Annotated in this window: 17 protein-coding genes; 7 read left to right on the plus strand and 10 right to left on the minus strand. The window is 37.4% G+C overall.

The features are described 5' to 3' along the window. Window positions 1-5: 5 nt before the first annotated feature. From H4J66_RS03210 to H4J66_RS03220, 3 genes are all read left to right on the plus strand, one after another. The gene (locus H4J66_RS03210) at window positions 6-2420 is read left to right on the plus strand and encodes an ABC transporter permease (RefSeq protein WP_182170518.1); all 2415 of its coding nucleotides are present in this window, start codon (window positions 6-8) and stop codon (window positions 2418-2420) included. Next, window positions 2420-4879 (plus strand): ABC transporter permease, encoded by a 2460-nt coding sequence (locus H4J66_RS03215; RefSeq protein ID WP_182170521.1) that lies wholly within the window; start codon window positions 2420-2422, stop codon window positions 4877-4879. The genes H4J66_RS03210 and H4J66_RS03215 overlap by 1 nt, the downstream gene beginning before the upstream one ends. Before the next feature lie 118 nt (window positions 4880-4997). Next, window positions 4998-6038, plus strand: coding sequence for a tetratricopeptide repeat protein (locus H4J66_RS03220; protein ID WP_182170524.1), 1041 nt, complete (start codon window positions 4998-5000; stop codon window positions 6036-6038). A gap of 72 nt (window positions 6039-6110) precedes the next feature. On the opposite strand, the gene H4J66_RS03225 is transcribed toward H4J66_RS03220, so the two are convergent. The 5 genes from H4J66_RS03225 to H4J66_RS03245 form a co-directional block, all read right to left on the minus strand. Next, window positions 6111-6542, minus strand: coding sequence for a hypothetical protein (locus H4J66_RS03225; RefSeq protein WP_070375238.1), 432 nt, complete (start codon window positions 6540-6542; stop codon window positions 6111-6113). Between the two features lie 245 nt (window positions 6543-6787). Then, window positions 6788-8644, minus strand: a complete 1857-nt coding sequence (locus H4J66_RS03230) for a M61 family metallopeptidase (RefSeq protein WP_182170527.1) — start codon at window positions 8642-8644, stop codon at window positions 6788-6790. 138 nt (window positions 8645-8782) lie between these two features. Beyond that, window positions 8783-9727, minus strand: coding sequence for a prolyl aminopeptidase (gene pip, locus H4J66_RS03235; protein WP_182170530.1), 945 nt, complete (start codon window positions 9725-9727; stop codon window positions 8783-8785). 65 nt (window positions 9728-9792) lie between these two features. Further along, window positions 9793-10578, minus strand: a complete 786-nt coding sequence (locus H4J66_RS03240; protein WP_182170533.1) for a CPBP family intramembrane glutamic endopeptidase — start codon at window positions 10576-10578, stop codon at window positions 9793-9795. A gap of 137 nt (window positions 10579-10715) precedes the next feature. Then, entirely contained in the window at window positions 10716-10931 is a 216-nt protein-coding gene (locus tag H4J66_RS03245) for a cysteine-rich CWC family protein (protein ID WP_182170536.1), read from the minus strand. Window positions 10932-11116: 185 nt separating this feature from the next. On the opposite strand from H4J66_RS03245, the gene H4J66_RS03250 reads away from it, so the two are divergent. Next, the gene (locus H4J66_RS03250) at window positions 11117-14113 is read left to right on the plus strand and encodes a DUF3857 domain-containing protein (protein ID WP_182170539.1); all 2997 of its coding nucleotides are present in this window, start codon (window positions 11117-11119) and stop codon (window positions 14111-14113) included. A 26-nt stretch (window positions 14114-14139) separates the two neighbouring features. Continuing rightward, window positions 14140-15048, plus strand: a complete 909-nt coding sequence (locus H4J66_RS03255; protein ID WP_182170542.1) for a sensor domain-containing diguanylate cyclase — start codon at window positions 14140-14142, stop codon at window positions 15046-15048. 124 nt (window positions 15049-15172) lie between these two features. Here H4J66_RS03255 and H4J66_RS03260 read toward each other — a convergent pair whose 3' ends face one another. After that, complete coding sequence (locus H4J66_RS03260; RefSeq protein ID WP_259368643.1) at window positions 15173-16357, minus strand: NAD(P)/FAD-dependent oxidoreductase; 1185 nt, start codon at window positions 16355-16357, stop codon at window positions 15173-15175. A 245-nt stretch (window positions 16358-16602) separates the two neighbouring features. Here H4J66_RS03260 and H4J66_RS03265 point away from each other — a divergent pair, with 245 nt between their 5' ends. Both H4J66_RS03265 and H4J66_RS03270 read left to right on the plus strand, forming a co-directional pair. Next, entirely contained in the window at window positions 16603-18108 is a 1506-nt protein-coding gene (locus tag H4J66_RS03265) for a hypothetical protein (protein ID WP_182170545.1), read from the plus strand. Further along, a complete protein-coding gene (locus H4J66_RS03270; protein WP_182170548.1) occupies window positions 18108-18416 on the plus strand; it encodes a winged helix-turn-helix domain-containing protein in 309 nt (102 codons plus the stop codon). The genes H4J66_RS03265 and H4J66_RS03270 overlap by 1 nt, the downstream gene beginning before the upstream one ends. Window positions 18417-18483: 67 nt before the next feature. Here the strand turns inward: H4J66_RS03270 and ftnA are convergent, their stop codons facing one another. From ftnA to H4J66_RS03290, 4 genes are all read right to left on the minus strand, one after another. Further along, window positions 18484-19011 carry a non-heme ferritin gene (ftnA, locus tag H4J66_RS03275; protein ID WP_182170550.1) on the minus strand — a complete coding sequence of 176 codons (528 nt, stop codon included), beginning with the start codon at window positions 19009-19011 and terminating at the stop codon, window positions 18484-18486. Window positions 19012-19155: 144 nt separating this feature from the next. After that, window positions 19156-19629 carry a peroxiredoxin gene (locus H4J66_RS03280; protein WP_182170553.1) on the minus strand — a complete coding sequence of 158 codons (474 nt, stop codon included), beginning with the start codon at window positions 19627-19629 and terminating at the stop codon, window positions 19156-19158. Between the two features lie 23 nt (window positions 19630-19652). Further along, entirely contained in the window at window positions 19653-19847 is a 195-nt protein-coding gene (locus H4J66_RS03285) for a hypothetical protein (protein ID WP_182170581.1), read from the minus strand. A 77-nt stretch (window positions 19848-19924) separates the two neighbouring features. Further along, entirely contained in the window at window positions 19925-21871 is a 1947-nt protein-coding gene (locus tag H4J66_RS03290) for a methyl-accepting chemotaxis protein (RefSeq protein WP_182170555.1), read from the minus strand. Window positions 21872-22081: the final 210 nt, after the last annotated feature.

Here is a 22081-nt window from a genome sequence, read left to right on the forward strand (position 1 = left end):
AACAAATGAACTTATTCTGCTATCAACTTAAACAAGCGTATTTAAGCTTGAAGCAAAAACCGATTTTTGTGCTCAGTGTAGTTTCTACCATGGGCGTAACCTTAGGTGCTTTACTATGTGTGCTGACCTTAGCGTATGTCATGTTAATAAAACCCTTACCGTATCCTGACCAAGAGCGTTTATATAATGTTGAACATCAATTAATCAGTAATGAAAATGCTATTGATGGCCGCGCTTTTACTTACCCTAATCTAATGCATTTATATAACCAGCAATCGTTATTTGAGCAGAGTGTTTTAATGTATGTTGATGGTGGGGTCATTACTTCCTTGCCAAGCGAACCCATGGTGGCAATATCATTTATAACGCCGCAATGGTTTTCATTGTTCTCTGCCAAAATGGCGTTAGGGAAAGGATTTGAAGAAAGTGAAAAAGTTAACAGTTATAACCCCGTTGCCGTTTTAACTTATGAAACATGGCAAAATAAGTTTAATGGTGACATCAATGTACTTGAAAAAAGCCTGACGTTAAGCGGAAATAACTACCAAATTATTGGTGTACTCGCCGAAAATAACATTGAAGCGCCACTCGCCGGCGCTGGTTTTAAAACCGAGTTATATCTTCCCTGGGATTATAATTCGGTAAGTGAAAGAGAACGAAAACGTTGGGGAAATGATGATAGCGGTTTGATATATGTTGGTAAGCTGAATAAGCAATATGCGGAATATTCCAAGCCACAAATTGATCAAATACTAACAAAGGTCGTCAATGAGAATTGGCAAAGTAAGGTATCGGGTCATGACTTTTTTAAAAATTGGTCGATCGTACTCGAAACACAAACATTAAAATCTTTTATTGTGAGCGATGGTGAACGTAGTGTTTACTTATTATTGATTGGATCATTAGGTTTACTGTTTATCGCTTGCGCTAATATCGCCAATTTATTTGTTTCACGAACAGTAGAACGTCAACAACAACTTGCGATTTCTGCTGCTGTTGGTGCTTCTAAAGCACAATTATTTCGCAACATTTTAGCTGAAACAGGGCTATTAATGTTTGCTGCTATTATACTCGCGCAGGTTGTTATTTTTGTTGGTTTTGGTGTTTTACAATATTACCTTGGTGATTTTCTACCACGCATTGATGAACTTGAACTCAATGCATTTTCATTTTCAGCTTCTATTTTACTCTTAGTCTTGTTAACACTTACCTTCTCACATTTATGTTTGAAAATGATTAACTATCATGCGCTTAACGCTACTTTGCAATCAGGTGGCAAAGGCATTGGTATTCAAGTGTCAAAGCGTGTGCGAAACATCTTAATTAGCAGTCAAATAGCGACAGCAACCGCCTTAGTCTTTATTAATGTCGTTTTGTATAAAGACGCCAGTGAATTAGTAAACCAACCTTTGGGTTATCAAACAAATAACATTACCTCGGTGGTATTGGCATTACCCAATGTTGAAAGCGAGATAAAAGCACAAAAACTCACCGCCCTTAAAGCTGAGTTATTAGCTCATCCGAAAATAAAAAAGGTAAGCCAAGCGATGCGACCCACAGGCTTTGGTACTTTGGCATTAACAGCTATGGAAACAGACAATCGTTATACCGTGCTAGGGAAAGATATTGATGATCAATACTTTAGCATGCTCAAACAAGCGATTATTGAAGGTGACAACTTTAGTGCTGCAGATATTAAAGACGACAGAAGCGTGATGATTGTTAATGATGTTTTTGCACAAAGATTAGCGCCAAATGGCAGTGCGATTGGCTTTAAATTCAAAAATGGTGTTGAAGTTATTGGTGTTGTAAAAAGTATTAATATGCCTGGCATACAGAGAGTCGAGTCTCGTTTTTATTACCCCGCAAGTTTGGCAAGAAATATGTTGCTAATAGAACAGCATCAAGGGCAAATCTTTAATCGTGATGAAATGATTAGTGCGATGAAAAGCGTTGATAAAAAATTAAGTTTATTCACCTTCACATCACTCAATGAATATAAAGACCGTCGATTATTTTCTTCAGTAACTACAGCCGTTACGACACTAGTATTGGCTATTTTAACGTTATTACTATCAGGTTTAGGTTTGTACGGTATTCTTAACTATTCTAGCCAAATGCGTCGTTTTGAAATTGGTACTCGCATGGCTATTGGTGCAAAGGGTAAAGATATTGTTAGCTTAGTCTTTAAAGATAATGCTGGCGCATTAGGCATTGGTTTAGTGGTAAGTTTTGTTGTATTACTTGTTTTGTATCTTGGTTTTAGTGACAGTTTAAATACTTATATTAGTTTAGAACTTTTGCCGTTATTTGTTATTACACTGGGCGCTATATTTCTACTTTCATCTCTTGCTTGCTATCTGCCATTACGGCAGTTTATTAACAAACCAGTGATTCATGCGCTAAAGGGCAGTGAATAATGAATCTATTTACCTATCAATTAAAACAAGCCTTCTTAAGCCTTCAGAAAAAACCAGGCTTTGTTTTTAGTGTTGTTTCCACCATGGGCATTACCTTAGGTGCTTTGTTATGTGTGTTAACACTGGCCTATGTAATGCTAATTAAACCCTTGCCGTATCCTGATCAAGACAGATTATACCGTGCCGACAGCCAACAGTTTGATGCTGCTGGCGCTTTAAATGTTACTGCTTTTAGTTACCCGAGTCTCGTGCATTTATACAGGTACCAGCAAGAGAAGAACCAGCAGGTTTTCGACCAAGTGGCTTTATCAATTTATGACGATGAAGTATTAACGTCACTCGCCACGCAGCCAACATTATCAACCGCCTATGTTACCCCTGAATGGTTTGATCTTACTGCGGCAAGTATGGCTATAGGGCGACCATTTTCTGAGTCTGAGCACATTAATAGTAATATTCCTGTTGCGGTATTAAGTTATCAAACATGGGTGAATGACTTTGCTGAAGCAACGGATATTCTCGATGAAAAAGTGACTTTTCGTGGTATAAGTTTTCAGGTTATTGGTGTTTTGTCGTCAGCGTTTATTGAACCTAAAATATCAACCATTGGCCGAGAAACCAAAGTTTGGCTACCTTTTAACTTTAATGCTGGCGGCGAAACGTATCGAGCACGTTGGTGGGATAGGGCGAATAACTTAACCTTTATTGGCAAACTTGCTAAAGATGAAAATGTTGCACAAGCGCAAGCGAAAGTTACCCAGCTAGTGAATGAAACCTGGCAAGAGAATATCGACCAAAATGGCTACAACAAAGGCTGGCATATCGAAGTGAAATTATTGTCATTTCAATCAGTAATTTTAGGTGATGGTGGCCGTAGCGCTTATTTATTGTTATTAGGCGTTATTGGCTTGTTAGCCATCGCGTTTATTAATATCGCTAACTTACAACTGTCACGCACGGTTGAAAAAAAGAACCAATTAGCTTTACGTGCAGCGGTTGGTGCTAAACGTAAAGACCTTTTTAGTGTACTTTTTGCTGAATCATTTCTGCTGATGTTTGGCGTATTATTATTAGCCCTACTTATTGCACAAGCAGGCTTTGAGGTATTACAAACAAACTTGCAACAGGTATTGCCTCGCGTTAATGAGCTAAGCCTTGGCTTATTCACCTTAACCAGCGCGGTAATAACCTCTTTACTCTTAGCCATTCTATTTGCTTTGTTAAGTTACCGAGCGATAGACTTACGTCGCTTAAATAACAGCATTCAAACCAGCGGTAAAGGAACAGGGCTGCAAGTGTCGAAAGGGATGCGTACTTTCTTAGTGATCAGTCAAGTTACCGTGGCTACCGTATTACTTTTTATTAATATAAATTTATTAAAAACCTCATTACAAACTATTTACGATCCGTCAGTGATGAACGTTGAGCAATTAAGCAGTGTAGTACTTACTCAATCTGATGCCGTTGAATTAACACGCGCAGAGAGCTCTGCTATTACCGCAGAGATTCAACAAAAAATTTCAGAATTACCGCAAGTGAGTGTGGCGAGTAGAAATAGTTCACCGTTAACCGATGGTGAAGGTACTTGGTCGCTAACCGAAGTAACCTCTAATCAAACCGTATTACCGCTGGGTAAAAGCGTCGATAGTCATTATTTCTCATTAATGGGACAGAATTTATTAATGGGCGATAACTTCATTGAAAGTCACTTTACTGACCGAGCGCCAGTACTGATTATTAATGAGCAACTCGCCAAGCAATTAGTTACCGAGGAACAAGGTAATTTAAGTGCAGCGCTCGGTAAGCATCTTTCTTTTGGCGGCCCTAGTGCGTATACCATAATAGGTATCGTTAACGATCATAAATTGCCGGGAAAAACATCTATTCCAACGCGTGTTTACATGCCTAATTTAAGTCGTTCTAACTTACTGATTAAACTAAAAGACAATCAAACGTTAACGCGAGAACAGTTAGTGTCTGCGATTAAATCGACCAGTAAATCGATCAGTTTATTTGAATTCTCAACCTTAGCACAGCAAAAGGCTCAACGATTATTTAGCCAGTATACGGCGGCAATTACTACTGCAACACTCACGGTTATTACCTTCGTTTTATCAGCGATTGGTCTGTATGGCATTTTAAGTTACAGCACCCAAATGCGCCGTTTTGAAATTGGAACACGCATGGCCATTGGCGCTAAACGAAGCGACTTAATTAAATTGATTATTAAAGACAATGCCAGTGCAATATTCTTGGGCGTACTGCTGAGTGTTGGCGTGTTGTCTCTATTAACCGTTGGTTTTAGTGAGCAAGTCAGCCACTACATCAGCTTAGAATTACTGCCGGTGTTTATAGTGACCTTAGCGATGATCAGCATGCTGTCGTTATTTGCCTGCTACTTTCCTTTGCGTCAATACATTAACAAACCTGTGATCCATGCATTAAAGGGTAGCGAATAATGACGTTCACTATCACGACTTTATTTCTATATACGTCTACTAATCTTTTCGTAATTAATGCTTGTATGATTTTTGTACCAATGGTATAAAAAATAATGGAATAAAAAAAGAGTATAAAATGGAATACAGTGAATCAATAATTGAAGGTAGTATAATCAATGAGTTAACTTGCCCTGATTGTGGTTGTAAGCATCATCAGGTGAAAGGCGTGATTAAATATGCCTTCTTTTTTATTGAAAGTATTCCTTTTTATCCTGTGAAAAAAACCACGGTTATTCAATGCCAGCAATGTTGGAGCAAAGCTGATGTTAATGTTTTGCCAAAACAGCGGATAAAAGAGTTATCGAAAAATCTATTTCCTGCTTGGCGACTGATCAGCAAATTCTTAGGATCGCTTTTAACGTTAATGTTCCTAAGTTACTTAGTACAAGGTGAAATCAAACAACATCAATTGTCTGATCAGTTTATCGAAAACCCTGCTGTTAATGATTTCTACCATGTTGATTTTCGATATCTTTCTAGTGAGTTACGACCCAATGAAAAATACCGTATTGGGAAGATTGTTGATATTACCGGTGATGTAGCAACCGTGGTCTATAGCCGATTATTTTATCGTATGCAGCATGGTGCAGATGAAAGCATTAGAGTCGGGCATGTAACCCACTTTAGTTTTTTTTCAAGAAAAGAATATCATTACAGTTTCGCTGAATTACATAAAATGCGCACGCAAGGTGCTATTTATCGGGTTGAAAGACCGATTAAAAATGAATTAAGGGGTAAGCCTGTTGTAACCGCGAAAAAGCGTTTTTTAAGTAGTACTTACTTCCCCGGCGCAAGACAGAACAATTCAGGTTTAGCTTTTTTAGAAGCGAGCTATATAGATAACCATATTGAATTAGCTTTTGAAAAATTCAATCTCTCAGCTGAAAGAGGCTACAAGCTTGGGCAAGTTAATTTAGCTGAACTTTACATCACAGGTAAGCATGGAGAAAAAGATTTAAACCAAGCTTTATTTTGGTTACAAGAGGCTGCAGTGCAAGACTATCAGCCTGCTATAGATAAATATCTGATTGTTTGCCAGCAAGTGGCACAGTGCAGTAAAAGAGACTTTATCAAGGTATTATCAGAGCAAGGTGTTAATTTTCATATAGACAAATAAAACCTAAATAGACTGGGTGGGTATAGATTTAAAAGTAAGAGACTGTAATATCAGATTTATTGTCGATGTTCATTAAGAAAACATGCTCTTTAAGCGACTAAAGAGCTTTCCATCACTTTGCGCAGACTCATCGTATTCATAAGGTGAATCTAATACGGCTAAACGCAATGAATACGTGCCTCCGTGTCCCCAAGGCCACCATAACGCTATAATCGCTGGTGTTGAATCTGTGGCAGGTCGAGCTAAAATAAGTTGATCTTTGTTAAGTTTAATTAAGGGACCTAAGTATTCTTTAATTTCATGTGGTGCTTTTTTTGCCGTTTTTTTATTCCATTCATGTTGAAATTGCTGGCGAAGTGCGTCTAGCGTTTTATCTTTTTTATCACGAGAGAATTCAGACAGCATAGCGGAAAATCTGTCTTCCCAGCGCCATGTTAATTGGTCGCCTAATAAATTAATTATGGGATGAGTAAATTCTTCGATTTTTTCTTGGCAATATGACACAAAAAAGTCCTATAAAATACGCTAAAAAGAAACTAGCTCTTAGCATAACAACAAATTATAGCTGATATATTACAACTGAATCACCATAAAAATAAAGCCTTTATTGGTAATAATTATCATTTGTAATAAATGTAATATAAAAGTGATTAAAATGTAAACTTACAATAAGCAATTGAAAGAAGTAAAGTTAATGGAAAGGTTAACTTTACTTTTTGCATAACTTTTACAGGCTAGAAGTTAGAACTCTATTTATTTTTATCGCTATTTTCTTCTGGCTTATCTACGCCAAGCCATGCCAATAAAAATGCTTTTTGTGATTCGCTTATCTCTTCATCATCTAGGGCTATTACTTTCACTTCTGGATTTTCAATAAAGGTAATCGTGGTTGATAGTTTTTCACCACGTTGAATGTATTCAATCGTTGTACTTTCGCCCGGTTTAAATTGCCCTAATGCACTTGTCCATTGACTGTCGTTACCTATAGTTCTTCGACCTACTTTAACTATTTGGTCAGTGCGTTCAAGACCTGCTTGATAAAGAGGAGAGCCAATTTTTATTGGTTTCTCAATAATGGCAGCTTCGCCACTAAAATTAAATTTAACCTGACCTAAAAAAGCATCACCCGGGTGAGCACTGACTACTTTTAAGCCAGCATGAGTTAATAGTGATGCGTAATCAGGCTTTACTTGTCCATAAATATATTGCTCAAAGAACTGCTTAGCAAAGGTATCATTATTTAATAAAGCCCCTAAGGTGTGGCGTAAATCTTCACGGGTGTAAGGAATTACTGGTTTACCAAAATCTGTCCACATTTTTCTCATAAAATCATCAAGTGATTTTCCTGGAAATTGCTGGCGAATAGATAAATCTAGTGCTAATGCCATGGCACTGCCATAACTGTAATAGCTGAAAAAGATATTACTAAAATTAGTTTTATCAATAGCAGTACCCGCATCAGTAAACGTTGCCAGCATACTCGCACCTTCAGGGGTGAAAAATTTTCGACCAGGTACTTGCTCAACCTGATTAACCGTCTTGGTAACAGCTTTTAAGTATTCATCAACCGTAGACTCTTGCGCTCTGCGGATCATTAATTTGTCATAGTAAGAAGTAAAACCTTCGGCGAACCATAAGTTTGTTGTCATGTTATGAGCACTGAAGTTAAAAGGTTCTAATGCTTTAGGTCTTATGCGTTCAACATTCCAAGCATGAAAGAACTCATGTGATAAGGTGCCTAATTGTGAAAAATTCCCTTCATCTAATGATTGAGTATTAGTGAGAATTGTTGAGTTTCTATGCTCCATGCCATCGCGATTGACGTGGGGTAAATAACAGGCAATAAAAGTGTATTCTCCGTAATCAAAAGCAGGTAATTCGCCATAAACTTTAATTTGTTCAGCAACTACAGCTTTAGCTTGACGGGTAAATTCAACTAAATCTTCCTCTAGACCATTGTGATGCACAGCTAAGTTAATTTGGTAATCTTTGCCATTTGAGTGAACAGTCCAGCTTTTTACTTGGTGGTCACTAAGCTCTGTTGGGCTGTCCATAAAATAGGCTAAGTTGGGGGCAGTGAAGGTATATTTATCTTGGGTTTTTTGTAGCTGAGTGGCCACTTTCCATGTTGAACTAAAAGGTTCAAATGTTACTTTGATAGGACGCTTCTCATGGTTTGATGCCCACATAAACGTAGCAGGAATATTCAAGTGAGCATGTGTTCTGTCTATTTGAGCATAAGTACCATCAGCGCGGTCACCAAATAAGGTGTACGTTACGGTTACCTCACCATCGTGATTGTCGATTGCCCACCGATAAGGGTTAGGTCGCGTAATTTCTAAGGGCTCGCCCATACTGTTTACAGCAGTCACGTTATAAACGTTTTTAGCAAATTCATGTAAAGCATAGCGCCCTGGAGAGGTGCGGCTCATTTGAACGGTCAAAACTTGGCTTTCAATGTCTGGAAAGGTTACCGAAATTCGCGCTTCATGATGAACCGCGTTTTCGAAAGTCACTTTATAATGTGTAACGTTGTCTTTAACAGGTAATGAGTGACTTGAAAAAGCCACTATTAATGCTAAAAGAACTGTGGGGGCAATTCTCATTTTTTAATCCTAAGCGTTTTATATTGTATAATTATTGGCTTAGTGTAGAGAATTATTACTATTTTTTACAGTAGTACTTTTAACAATAATGAAAGTAAGCAAGCCATATCATTAAAAAAAAGCTCATAATAAACAATATTATAGCGTTAGCATTTTATTGGTGGCATTAATTAACTGATCTCTTGTTTCAGGTTCAATTGAAGCATGGCCAGCAATTGTACTGAACAATGTTGAATTTGGCAGTTGTTGATGTAAGAGCCAAGCATTGTCAAAAGGGCAGACAATATCGTAACGGCCATGAACAATAACCATAGGAATATTTTCAATCTTATGACAATTTTTTAGTATCTGATTTTCCGATAAAAAGCAGCCATACACCATATAATGAGCCTCATGACGAGAGAGAGTCCAAGAAGAATCATCGCCGGTGAGTGCAGCAACAAACTCTTCGTTAGGCTTTAGCGTGCAACAACGGATCTCCCATTTAGCCCATGCTTGTGCAACTCGCTCTGCGGCTATTTTATCGTCACCTGTCATAATGTCGTAGGCTGTTTTAACACCGGTCTGAATTTCACCATTAGGCAGAGCATCAAGATACTCTTGCCAATAATCAGGAAAAATTCGAGTACCACCTCCTCCTTCAAATGCCCATCGAGTATCCTCGGCACGGCCTAAAAAAATACCGCGTAATACCAAGCTGATCACTGATTCAGGGTGAGTTTGTGCATAGACTAAAGCCAGTGTTGATCCCCAAGAACCACCAAAAGCATGCCATTTTTTAATCTTTAGCTTTAGACGAATTTTCTCAATATCGGCAACTAATAACTGAGTATTATTATTATCTAAACTACCAAAAGGCAACGAACGACCACAGCCACGTTGGTCAAATAATATAATGAGATATTTCTCAGGATCAAAAAAACGTCGGTCATTGGCTGAACATCCAGCTCCTGGCCCACCATGAATAAAAACAACGGCTTGTCCTTTTGGATTACCACATTGTTCTACATAGAGTTTATGTTGGTCACCAACGGGTAATAAAAAATGATCAAAAGGTGTGATTTCTGGATAAAGTTCGTTCATTGCTACGCTCATCGTTAATAATGAAATGAATTAAACTCACTAGGGTTAATGTTATCGCTATCTAGCTAGTTCATGAATAAATACATAGTTACACTGGAGTATAAATTATTTATAAAGTGCAGGTAAATCGGAAGGTAAATACCACCGCTACTATAGCGTGATACACCTAAAATAATGGCTAAAGGAAATAATACCACGAGTATGTTTATATCGTACTGGCCCGCATGAATTAAAGTAAATAACACACTGGTTATAATAATCGTAACAATAACACCTAAAGGCGAGCTTGCTAATCCTTTAAAGATAAAGCCCCTAAAAATAAGTTCTTCAAAAAATGGGGCGGCTATCACGACGGCAATAAAGAGCAAGAATAGATAATCAGTAGTGTTATAAATATTTATCATACTTTGTGGCGTTTTTATACCTAAGGCATCTGAGGCAAAGTAAGAAAAGATAAAATAACCTATTAGGACAACATTATAATTAATGAAGTTGGCTTTATTTGGCCATTTGTTAAAACCTAAATAGGCCGCAGCTGTTGTTAGCTTTCTTCTTGCTGCGCAATAAAAGATCAAGGGGGTTAAACATAAAGCCGTGATCAGATAGTTAATCGCATTAAAGTCACCATCGAGTGCTAATCTTTGACTTATTTTTACTCCAGCGGTTAGGACGCGATCTATACTCATTCCTGGTGCGGCGACTTCTATGCCTGCGGCTATAGCAAGAACAGTAATCGAAATAATAAAGTAGAGGATAAAAAACAGTAAGGTTAACCCTAACGTTGCTGTAGCGCTCCACGGGCGACGAGTTTCAGTTAATGTTACCGCTATTTTTTGTGCATCAGCTAACATTGCTTTTCCTTGGTATTAGGACATAAAGAGAAAACATTCAGTAGTATCATTTACAGTAAATAGGCAAAGTGTTTTTCCTCTGCTGATTAAGTACTTGCAGTACTAAATGTTTAAAAATTAGCGAGTTGGGAATTACGTTACAGTGCGGTGAAGTTATCTTTTTCAGTTAAATTAAATTTTTTAATACATGCTTGGCAGATACAACTTTTACCCTTGGCTTTACCGGGAACTTGTTGAATTAAGGCTTTGGGCACTTTTTCTAGAGTGCACCAACATTGCTTAGGTGAATCGACATCACAACAATTTTTTTGTTGGCAAAGAGGGCAGTTACTGGTTTCTATATTTATAGTCATAGATTATTTACGCTTGAATTGTAGGGCGGCATTGTAGCTCGACAAGCATAGCAAGAAAAACCTAAGCGGACTTTACTTTTATAGGCAGTGGAGCTTTTGATTCGCATCGCTAATGTTGTTAAAAATGTTGCTTTATTGACCTAATTAAAGGCAAACTAACTAAATAATAAAAAAAAGGATTTTTTTTGCGTATTTTCAATTCTTTACCCCCAATAAAAATATTTATCGTTAGTGCCTTATTACTCTTACTGAGCGGCTTAACGCACGGCGAAAAATATGATGACATTTATATTGAAGCAGCCCCTACTTGGGTTGAGTTTCGTGATATCACACTAGCAAAAGACATTCCCGTAGACGAAATAACCGATGGTGTATTTTATCAATTACTGGATTCACAAAGGAAATTATCTGAAAAACAACAAAGTGCTTGGTATTCTCGCTATGTTCAAACAGTTGTAAACCAAGCTGGTGTTGATTATATCTCGCAAATAAATCTTGATTTTGACCCTACTTACCGAAAGCTGGTACTCAATACCTTGTTCGTTATTCGAGATGGGCAACGTATTGACAAATTGTCGAGTGCAAAGATTTCATTATTAAACCGAGAAACCGAATTAGAAAATCAAATTTACAATGGCTCCTTAACACTCAATATCCTTATTGACGATATTCAAGAGGGTGACAACCTTGATTATAGTTTTACGCGTTATGGCGACAACCCGGTTTATAAAGGTATTTTTGCTTATAGCCGAACACTGAGTTGGAGTGTGCCAGTACGAGATCAATTTGTTCGAGTGCTTTGGGGGAAAAGTAAGCCTTTATTTTCCAGCACGCGCAATGTGTCAGTGCCAATTACAGAAAAAAAGCTGGGTGAGTACACCGAATACCAAGTGCATATGCATAACGCTGAAACACTGTCATCAGCAAGCGAAGTGCCGGGTTGGTATGAACCTTATGGCTTAGTATCATTTAGTGAAAGTAAAAACTGGGGCGATGTTGCTGTCTGGGCTGAAACCTTATATCAACCGAGTGAACAACATAAAACGATTATTGAAATTGCTAATGAGCTTCAGCAAAAAAATAAAAGCCAAGCAGAGCAAATTGCAGCAGCATTAAAATATACGCAAGACAATATACGCTATGTTGGCTTAGAAATGGGGGTTAATTCCCATTTACCGACACCGGCCCATGAAACCTTAGCGTTGAAATATGGCGACTGTAAAGACAAAGCCTTATTGTTTATTACGCTGTTAAACGCATTGGGCATTGATGCATATCCCGCCTTAGTTAATACCGAAGAAACTAAATTTCTTGTTGAACAACTCCCTGCGGTTAATTTGTTTAATCACGTTATTGTTACCTTAGAATTTAATGGTAAACGTATTTGGTTAGATCCGACGTTAAGTTATCAAGAAGGACGTTTAGCGTATCTTTTTCAACCGGATTATGGATTTGCCTTGGTAGTCAAATCGGGAGAAACAGCATTAACATCAATGGCTAATAGTCATTCAAATTCTTATACTCATGTTGAAGACCGTTATGTTATTGGCGAAAATGTAGAGCAAGCAGTGCCCTATTATATTGTCAGTGAATATTTAGGTGATACCGCACAAACTAAGCACAGTCAAATTGAACAAGCGGGTAAAAAGAAACTTTCCACAGACTATGAAACCTTTTATCAAAGTACTTATCCTAAATTAACAGCTACTTCCGCCGTTGATATTACAACAGATTATTCAACAGGCGTTTTGAAATTAGCCGAAAGCTACACGATTAACGAATTTTGGAAAAAAGGAGAGGTTGATTATGAAAGAAGCTTCTATCCTACGGATATCAGAAATGCTGTTTATAAGCCCAAGCAAGTCGCAAGAGTTGCGCCGCTGTGGTTCGCTTACCCAAATAATATTATTAATAAAATCACCTTAGAATTCGAAGAACAAAACTGGGAATTTGATGATGATAGCTTCGTTGAAGACAATGATTTTTTCTTTTTTAAACGCGATGTTTCCTTTACCGATAATATCTTAAACTTAACCTTTGAATACCGCTCTAAGACTGATCATATTCCGGCAAATGAAGTGGAAAGTTATCTTGCTGCAAGAAAAACGTTAAGAAGTAAAGCTTACTATGGCATTACTAAATATGCGAAACAGACAACCAGTACGGTTGACGTTGACGATGAAGAAAGCCCTTTAGCGAGTTGGATGCTTATCGCAATGTGGACTTATGCTATCGGCTTGGTTGCACTTCTTGTTAGCTGGCGAATCGAGTCTAATAAACGACCGGTATTTGCTAATAGTCATTTTTTTCCAGTAGCACTAGTTAAATTTATTACCCTGTCATTTTTTACCTTTGGACTTTATAGTGCCTATTGGATGTATCGAAATTGGCAGGTTATTAAACAAAAGCAGCAAAGCGATATCATGCCAATCGTACGAGGTTTCTTTTCTATCATTTGGTTCTATCCACTATTTTTAGCATTAAAAAATGACAGTATTGAACGTTTTGATAAAAACAAAGTGATGCTGCCTTTTATAGCGGTAATTTTTGCATTGGTGTATTTAATACTCTCATTAGTGGGTAACTATACAGAGCAAAAGGTTCTGAATGTGTTAATAATGCTATTACCTTTACTCTTCATTCCTTTTGTAAAATACATTAATAGTATTAACGATCGAAACAGTGAGGCCATTCAGTACAATTCAAGATGGAATATACACAGCATTGTTGCGATTATATTATGTTTACCACTGCTGAGTTTAACCGTCGCCCAAGAAACGCCTTTTTTGCCAAGTGATTCGGTTATTTCGCAAAATGAAATTATGCAACACGACATGAAATATCTTTATCGACAGAATGTTGTTGCTGCCGATGAAACGATCCATTATTTTTATAGTGATGCTTTTCTAACTATTCGTGATGACGGAAATGGCTTTACCGATAAAGAAGTGTTCTCTTATTGGCAAGATGACAATGATGGTTTCCAGCTTGAAAAAGTCCAATTTCACGAGATTAAAGACATCAGTGTTACTTATGGCAAAGCAACAGATGAAAATACCATAGTGACGGTTACTCGTCTTGATGACACTAATTTTAAACTGTTTGTTGCTTCGACAAATGCAGGCGATAAATTATTTGTCGATAAGTTAACAGCACTCTGGGAGTTAGCTAAGATACATTAGCGGTATCTTTGTAATGGGATAAGTAAATGATGGACATTTCAATTGAGAAGATAATCATTGAGTCTTTAGCATTAACTAAAGATGGAGTAGGAATTTTCAATAGAGATGATCGTCTCATTTATTGTAATGATGCTATTGGTCGATTATTTGGTATGTCTGCTAAAGAGGCGCTTAACAAAAGCTTTTCTGAGCTAAGTGCAGACTGCTTCAATAGTTCAAAAGGGATTAATATTGAATTTACAACTTTAGAAGCTTGGTTATCTCATGCCTCAGCGAAGAGAAGAAGTTGTCCTTATCGAGCATTTGAAGTCGATACCCAAGATGGTAAGTGGTTTCTCGTTACCGAACAGATTGTTCACAATGATTACCTTTATATGTACATCACAGATATTACAGAAAAAAAGGCAAACGCGAGAGCGTTACAGCTTATGTCTGAACAATTTCAAAAGCTTGCTACTACCGACTCTCTTACCGGTATTTATAATCGCCGCTATTTCTATGAAAAAGCTGAGGCCGAGTTCAATCGAAGTAGCAGTAAAAACAAAATATTTTCAATAATGTTTTTGGACTTAGATAAGTTCAAGCATATTAATGATAAATTTGGTCATGCTGCCGGTGATGCATTTTTAAAGGGTTTTGCAGACAATGTTCAGACGCACCTCAGAAGCTATGATACTTTTGCTAGGGTGGGTGGGGAAGAATTTGCCATATTATTACCTAATACCGACAAAAATAATGCCAGTATCATTGCCGAACGAATAAGAGCATCAATAGAAACCCTTATTATTCCTTTTGAAAATCAATCATTAAAGATCACAGTATCAGTGGGTGTGGTAGAAAATTCAAATGAGATCAAATCGATTGACCAAATAATGAATAATGCAGATAAACGCTTATACCAAGCGAAATGTAATGGGCGTAACCAGATTTGTTAATAAGGGATTTAACAAATCTGTATAACTACTGATGAATAGTCGCTTAATAGGGCGAAGTTCTTAGTCGAGTCAGTAGACGTTAGAATAACAACCGGAATAGCGCAGACTAAGATACTATTATTTATTACACTACCGCCAAGCCGGTTGCCACTCCTTGAGCCCAGCACGCTTGAAAATTATAACCCCCCAACCAGCCAGTAACGTCAATCACTTCACCAATAAAATACAAGTCATCGCTCTTTTTGGCGGCAAACGTTTTTGAAGATAATTCGTCGGTATCAACACCGCCAAGTGTAACTTCCGCTGTTCGATAACCTTCAGTGCCATTGGGCTTGATTTGCCATTGGTGAATAAAAGCATGAATGGCCTGAATTTCTGCATGGTTGAGTTGATTAACCGCTTTGTCTGGAATGTCTTTGCTTTCAATTAAGCACTCAATGAACCTTTTGGGTAGTAAGGTCGCGAGCAAATTTTTAAGCGATTTTTGCGCCTGATGCTGGCGCCATTCAGCGATGATGTCATTTAAGCTGTGATCGGGTAACAAATTAATGGTTACTTCTTGACCTGCTTGCCAAAAAGAGGATATTTGCAAAATGGCGGGGCCAGACAAACCTCGATGGGTAAATAAAATATTTTCTTTAAAGGTTTCGCCGCTGTCACTAGCGACTTCAGTAAATATACTTATACCAGATAAACCATCAAAGCGGGTTTTATCGTGATCATGCAAAGTAAAAGGCACTAATGCCGCTGTTGTTGGTAATACATTCAAGCCAAACTGTTCTGCTATTTTATAGCCAATAGGACTTGCGCCAAGTTTTGGCATTGTTAGGCCGCCAGAAGCGACCACTAATGATTTGCAGCTATAACTGGCTTCTGTTGTTTGGACTTGGTAACCACTGTCAGTTTTAGTGACTGAGAGTACTTCATTACGCATTTTAACGTCAACGCCTGCCCAATCACATTCGGTCATCAAAACGTCAACAATATCTTTTGCACTGTCATCACAAAATAATTGCCCTAATGTTTTATGATGATAATTTACGCCATGGCGTTCAACAAGTTCAATGAAGTCTTGTGCTGAATAACGACTTAATGCTGATTTTATGAAGTGAGGGTTTTGGCAAATATAGTGTTCCGCACGGGCATTTTCATTAGTGAAATTACAGCGTCCGCCACCACTGATCAGTATTTTACGGCCTGGTTTTTTGCCCATATCGACAACAATGACTTTCTTACCGCGATAACCGGCAGTTGCCGCACACATCAATCCTGCAGCACCTGCACCAATAACTAACACGTCAATTTGCAAAGCATTTTCCTATGATTTTAAGTTTACTTTATTTCTTATAAATCATTATATCTTGAATAGTCGTGTTATTACACGAGATGTTGTCTAAACAAAAAGCCACCAAGATAAAGAAATGCAAAGATTGTGTAAAGGTCAGAACTAATCAGCAGCACTTGACTCTATTGCCATTGAAGCTGCCAAAATTTCATTGGCAATATTTAAACGGCTAATAAAGCGCAGACAACAATAAAGAGTTAGGTGAGTCAATGAATACTAAAAAGTACATACTTTGCATTAAAAGAATAAAGTTTTTAATGGTAATGACGATAATATTAAGTCTATCAGCTTGCGGTGGGTCTGATAGTGACTCTAATGCAGAAGGTTATGTGAAGCTCTACAACACCACGAAGAATTCTCCTGCGATCTATTTAACGATAGATGAAGATTTTTCGACAAGTGACGATGATATTGAGTTTACTTATAACGGTATCCCTTATGGCAGTGCATCGAACACAAACATTGTAGACAATGGTTCTTACTTCTATGAACTGGCGTGGCAAGATGGCGATAGCACAGACAGTAGCGACTTAACGGTCGTTTATACCAATAGTATCAAAATTAACAATGATGCGATTCAATTGATTGTCATCGGAGAAGATATTTTAGCGCCTTCAGTGACCACTTACGATATAGATATTATTGATGATGAAGATGATGATAGCTACGATCGCTTCAATTTTAGAGTGTTGAATATGCATGACGATAGCGAAGGTATCGATGTCTATTTATCTAAAGCCGATGAAACCTTCAATGAAGCTAACTTTATTGGTAGCTACAGTTATCAAGAATTATCGGTTAATCAAAAATTTGATCAAGATGATTATATTTTTTATATCACAACACCAGGAAGCACTGAAGTTTTGTTTCAATCGAATGATATAAGCTTTTCATACAGTAGCCAATATATCATCGCAATACGTGAAAATAATGGCGTGGGAAGCTCACCATATATCCTTGATAAAATGTCTAATTCACTCATAGAATCATTTATTGATTCTGACTCAGAAGCAAAAATTAATGCGTACAATGCGATTGGTAAGCATGATTTGCTACCTGATTATCAAGGTGAATTTTCCTTATATTTAAATGGTGTAGACGACTCTCCAGAAATTAAAGCCTTATCGTTAGGTGTGTTAAGTCAGCCTATTGAACTTGCTAAAGGAGACTACAGTGTCGATTTGGTTGTCGGTGATGGAAATGAACTATTGTTGAAAAACCATTTACTTTCTTTAGGGGAAAATAGCCATAAAACCGCTTTCTTTTATATTGATGAAGTGGCTGTTGATGACGATGGAGATGGTGATGTTGATGAAGACGGTGATGGTAATATTGATGAGATAAAGCTAAATGTGCATTCGTTAGTCGTTAGTAATAGTAGTAGAACAAGTATTTATGATCATGAAATTAAAATGGTTAATCTTGTCGACAGTACTGATTTTGGTACGTTTACTATTTATTTTGTCCGAAGTGATGAAACCATTGAGAGTGCTTTTTATAAAAAAGCCGTTAGCTTTGCCAACAGCGAACTCGTGTATTTAAAAAATAATACCTACCAAGTTTATGTGGTTGCTAAAGACAACAGCAGTGAGATTATCTTGAATGCTTTTGAACTCGTCCTAGATGAAGAATCGAAAGAGCAATTTATGGTTGTTGAAGTTGATGACACTGCTCCTACTGGTTATAAAGTGAGTTTGTTTGATCAAACAATATAATGTTGGTATCTGATAAAATTATAATCGCCGATGTAGAAATTTTTCCAGGTAGTCGAGAAGTTTATTGCTGCAACCGTTTGGTTACAATGACCGGATTAGAATTTAATTTATTGTGGTTGCTGATGAGTGATTTTCCACAACTAGTGACCCGTGAAAGTATCGCTGAGCATATATTTAAGCGTAGTCTGGTCGAGTCTAATCGAAGTATTAATATGCATATTTCAACCATCAGAAAAAAGTTATTAGTGAATACTGATAAATCACAGATTAAAACTTTTCGTGGTGAAGGATACGTTTTTAACGAATAATGATAGGATATCATCTAAAAAGGCTTCATATAGAAGCCCTTTCTATCTGGTGTATTATTGATTGTGACTAAACGGGTGCGCCCGTCATGATACTTGTAGTACCTACTTTAGCCATTTCTGCTAAATCTTTATCAACAAAAAATAACGCATGACCGTCATGGCCAACCAAGTTAATTTTATCTAAAACACTTTTGAATAAGGTTTCTTCTTCGTGTTGCTCTGCGACATACCATTGCAAGAAGTTAAACGTTGAATAATCTTGGTTCGTAAATGCCTGATGCGCTAATGTATTGATACGTTCAGTAATATGGCATTCATGCTCGTATGTTTTTTCAAATATGTCAGCTAATGACTTAAATTCGTGTGGTGGTGACTCAACCGTACCGATAATAGGTAACGCGCCGGTTTCACTGACGTACGTGAATAAACGTGTCATGTGGTCCATTTCTTCTGCCGCATGTTTACGCATAAATGTTGCGGCACCCTCAAAGCCTTTCTCTTCACACCAAGCACTCATTTGTAAGTATAAGTTTGACGAGTAAAACTCTAAGTTTATTTGATTATTTAGTTGCTTGACCATTTCAGGTTTTAACATGATAGTGCCTCATTAATATATATAATCTAATCTTGCCTGTTTTGTGTGTGTGTTACAAGCTAAAAAGCGTAAGTTACCATAATAAAAATTATTTAAAATACATAAAAAACAATGAGATAACTAACGCAAATCATTATCATTAACTTATAGCGTTTTTAAAATAGCTTCAGCTTTACTGACGTCAAATTCTTTAGGTTTCTCAACATGTAAATTAATAATGATGCCGTTTTCAATGACCATAGCATAACGTTGAGAGCGTAAGCCACCAAAGCTGGCTGTTTCCATAACTAAACCAAGTGCTTTCGTATAGCTACCGTCACCATCAGCAAGCATCATAATATTTTCAGCATTTTGTGCCTCGCCCCACGCATTCATTACAAAAGCATCATTTACCGATAAACAGATAATGGCATCGACTCCTTTAGCTTTTAATTCATCAGCTGATACAACATAACCGGGTAAATGAGCGGCTGAACACGTTGGGGTGAAGGCACCGGGAACGGCAAATAACACCACTTTTTTGTTGGCAAAAAGCTCATCGGTATTATGGGTAATCATATTGCCGTCTTTTAACTGTGACAATTCGCCTGAAGGCATGGATTTATTTTCTTCAATCATAAAAATTCTTCTTATTTTAAGGGTTAACTCGGTGGATGGTTTAGTGGAAGCGTTATCGCTTTACATAAAAAATTTTTATCGTGTGCGGAACGCGCGCAGTCTTTGCAGATAAAACGTGGTTTATCAACAATATGCGCAAGCTCATGAAGACTTTTTTCTATGTCTTTTTTTTTCCATTTACAAAGTGCTTTTGCCATAAAAGCCTCAAAAAATCTCATTACTACGCTTATTTTAGAAGATAGAACGCAGAGATGCATCTATTTATCGATAAATATAACTAAAATAACTTTTAACGTTAGGCTCTTTTATCGAGTGTTAAACCAATATCATTGACATGGCTATTCACATCAATAGAAATGATATTAGCAAGCTCTTGAGAGTTACTCACTTCTTTATCAACATTACTCATTGCGCGTTCAAACGCAATAAAGTGCTGGCGTTGCAATGTTATTTGCGTAAGGGAGTCTTGTGCGACGGTGGCTGATAATTTCGCTTGGCCAGTAACTTCTAAAGCCGTTTCTTGTAATTGGTCGGCAATTGTTTTTTGGTTGTATGACGCTTTTTCAATATCAATAATTGTTTTTTCAATTGAGTTACTTGCACTTTGTAGCTGATCTAAACGTTGAGATATTTGTTTAAGCGAATCTTGAGTTTTACCAGCAAGTTGTCTCACTTCATCAGCAACAACCGAGAAGCCTCTGCCGTGTTCACCTGCTCTTGCTGCTTCAATCGCTGCATTTAACGCCAATAAATTAGTTTGATCCGCAATTGCGCCAATAACATCAACGATAGAAGTTACACTGTCAACAGATTGAAAAAGTGAGGTTATCGCAGTTTTACTTTGTTGTGCAGCCATACTGGTTGAATCGCTTGCAGCGAGCACTTGTGCAACTCGGCTTTGACTTGTTTCCATTGCCTGTTGAGTCGCTTGTGCGTTATTTACTACCTGCTCGGACAACGTATTTACCGTTTCAGTCGCTTGGCCTAATGCATTCATAATTTCGCGAGCACCTTGTACATGCGTGCTGGTACTCTTTGATGATTGATAAATGTTTTTAACTTGGCTCTCCATGGTTGTTAATGCTTTAGCCACTAAATCAAGTTGTTGTGCTTTCGCTTTATCATCTTGTGCAAGTTTATTCACCATTTTATTGAAGCTCGAAGATATTTCGCCCAATTCAGTTTTTGCTGGAATATCCGTAATGTTATCGACCTTTCCTTGCTCAACGAGTTGAACAAAACCGTTTCTTAACTTACGTAATGGATTCAAAATCACGCTGCGTTGCAACCAGTAATTGGCGACTAAGAAACAGATTAAAAAGGATAGCAAACCAATAACTATTCGATAAAGTTGCTGGTTCAACACTTGTTGTTTTTTTAATATTTCTGTTTCGGCGATAAGAATAATACCTTCCAACGCGGTAACATTTTGCTTGAGCAATGCTAAGCCAGCGGTGCGCTGATTCTGTGAATTTAGGGTGTTTTCAAACTCACTTTGATAACGATTAATGAGTGAATTGAGTTCATCAATCGCTTCTTCGCTAATGTCTTCTTTATCATCGTCATTGGAAAAAAAGTCATCTTCATCACTATCATTGTCGCTTTCAAGGAAAATAGCTAATAAAGGATAATTTGTTAATTGTTGATGCAGTTGTGCTAATTCTTGTAACGCATTTTTAAAGCCAGTATCGCTAATGTTTTGGCTAAGGAACGACTTTTCACGCGTGTTGATTAAATGGTTTAATGCGCGTGCAATATTGCCCATCGTTACTAAATAATTTATGCGTTGCTGTTCGTCTAGCGCCTCACTCTCAGAGGCATATTTTATCAGCGAGTGAGTAATGGCAACCATGTTCTGTTCACTGTTACGAAGCAAAGCGAGTGGGTTACCACTTAACTTACCCATAGCACGATATTTTGTTTCAATATTTTTATTAAGTTTGCCCGCTTCTTCAGTAATGTTATGGCTTAAGTTACCAATATCTAAGCTCGTTGAGCGTGTAATTATTTCGTTGAGTTGCTCTTGGGCGGTATTAAGCAGGCTGGCATCACCGTTTTGTAGATAGGTTGCAATGGTGCGATAAAACTTCACGGTGGTTAACGTTTTCAATGCATGATATTCAGCGTACTGGCTTCTACTTGATGTAAGAGAAGTGCCAACATGATACATGGTTGCAACGAATATGACAGCAAAAATACTGATGGCAATAACAGACAATCGTGAAAAACTTGATACTCGCATAGTCAATCCTTGAAGGGTATTCACAGATAAATTAATGCTGATTCTTACTGATCTTTGTTACGGTTTTATGACAAGATTTTACTGAGCAAGTATGAAGTATGAAGTATGAAGTGTGTTGTGGTTAAATCTGATTAATTTTAACTCTAGAGGCTAAAATATATCGCAAGCCCCGTGAAAGTTTTTTCATGGGCTTGCGCAAATACAGCACAG

The sequence above is a fragment of the Colwellia sp. MB3u-55 genome (assembly GCF_014076785.1).
Taxonomy (GTDB): Bacteria; Pseudomonadota; Gammaproteobacteria; order Enterobacterales; family Alteromonadaceae; genus Colwellia_A.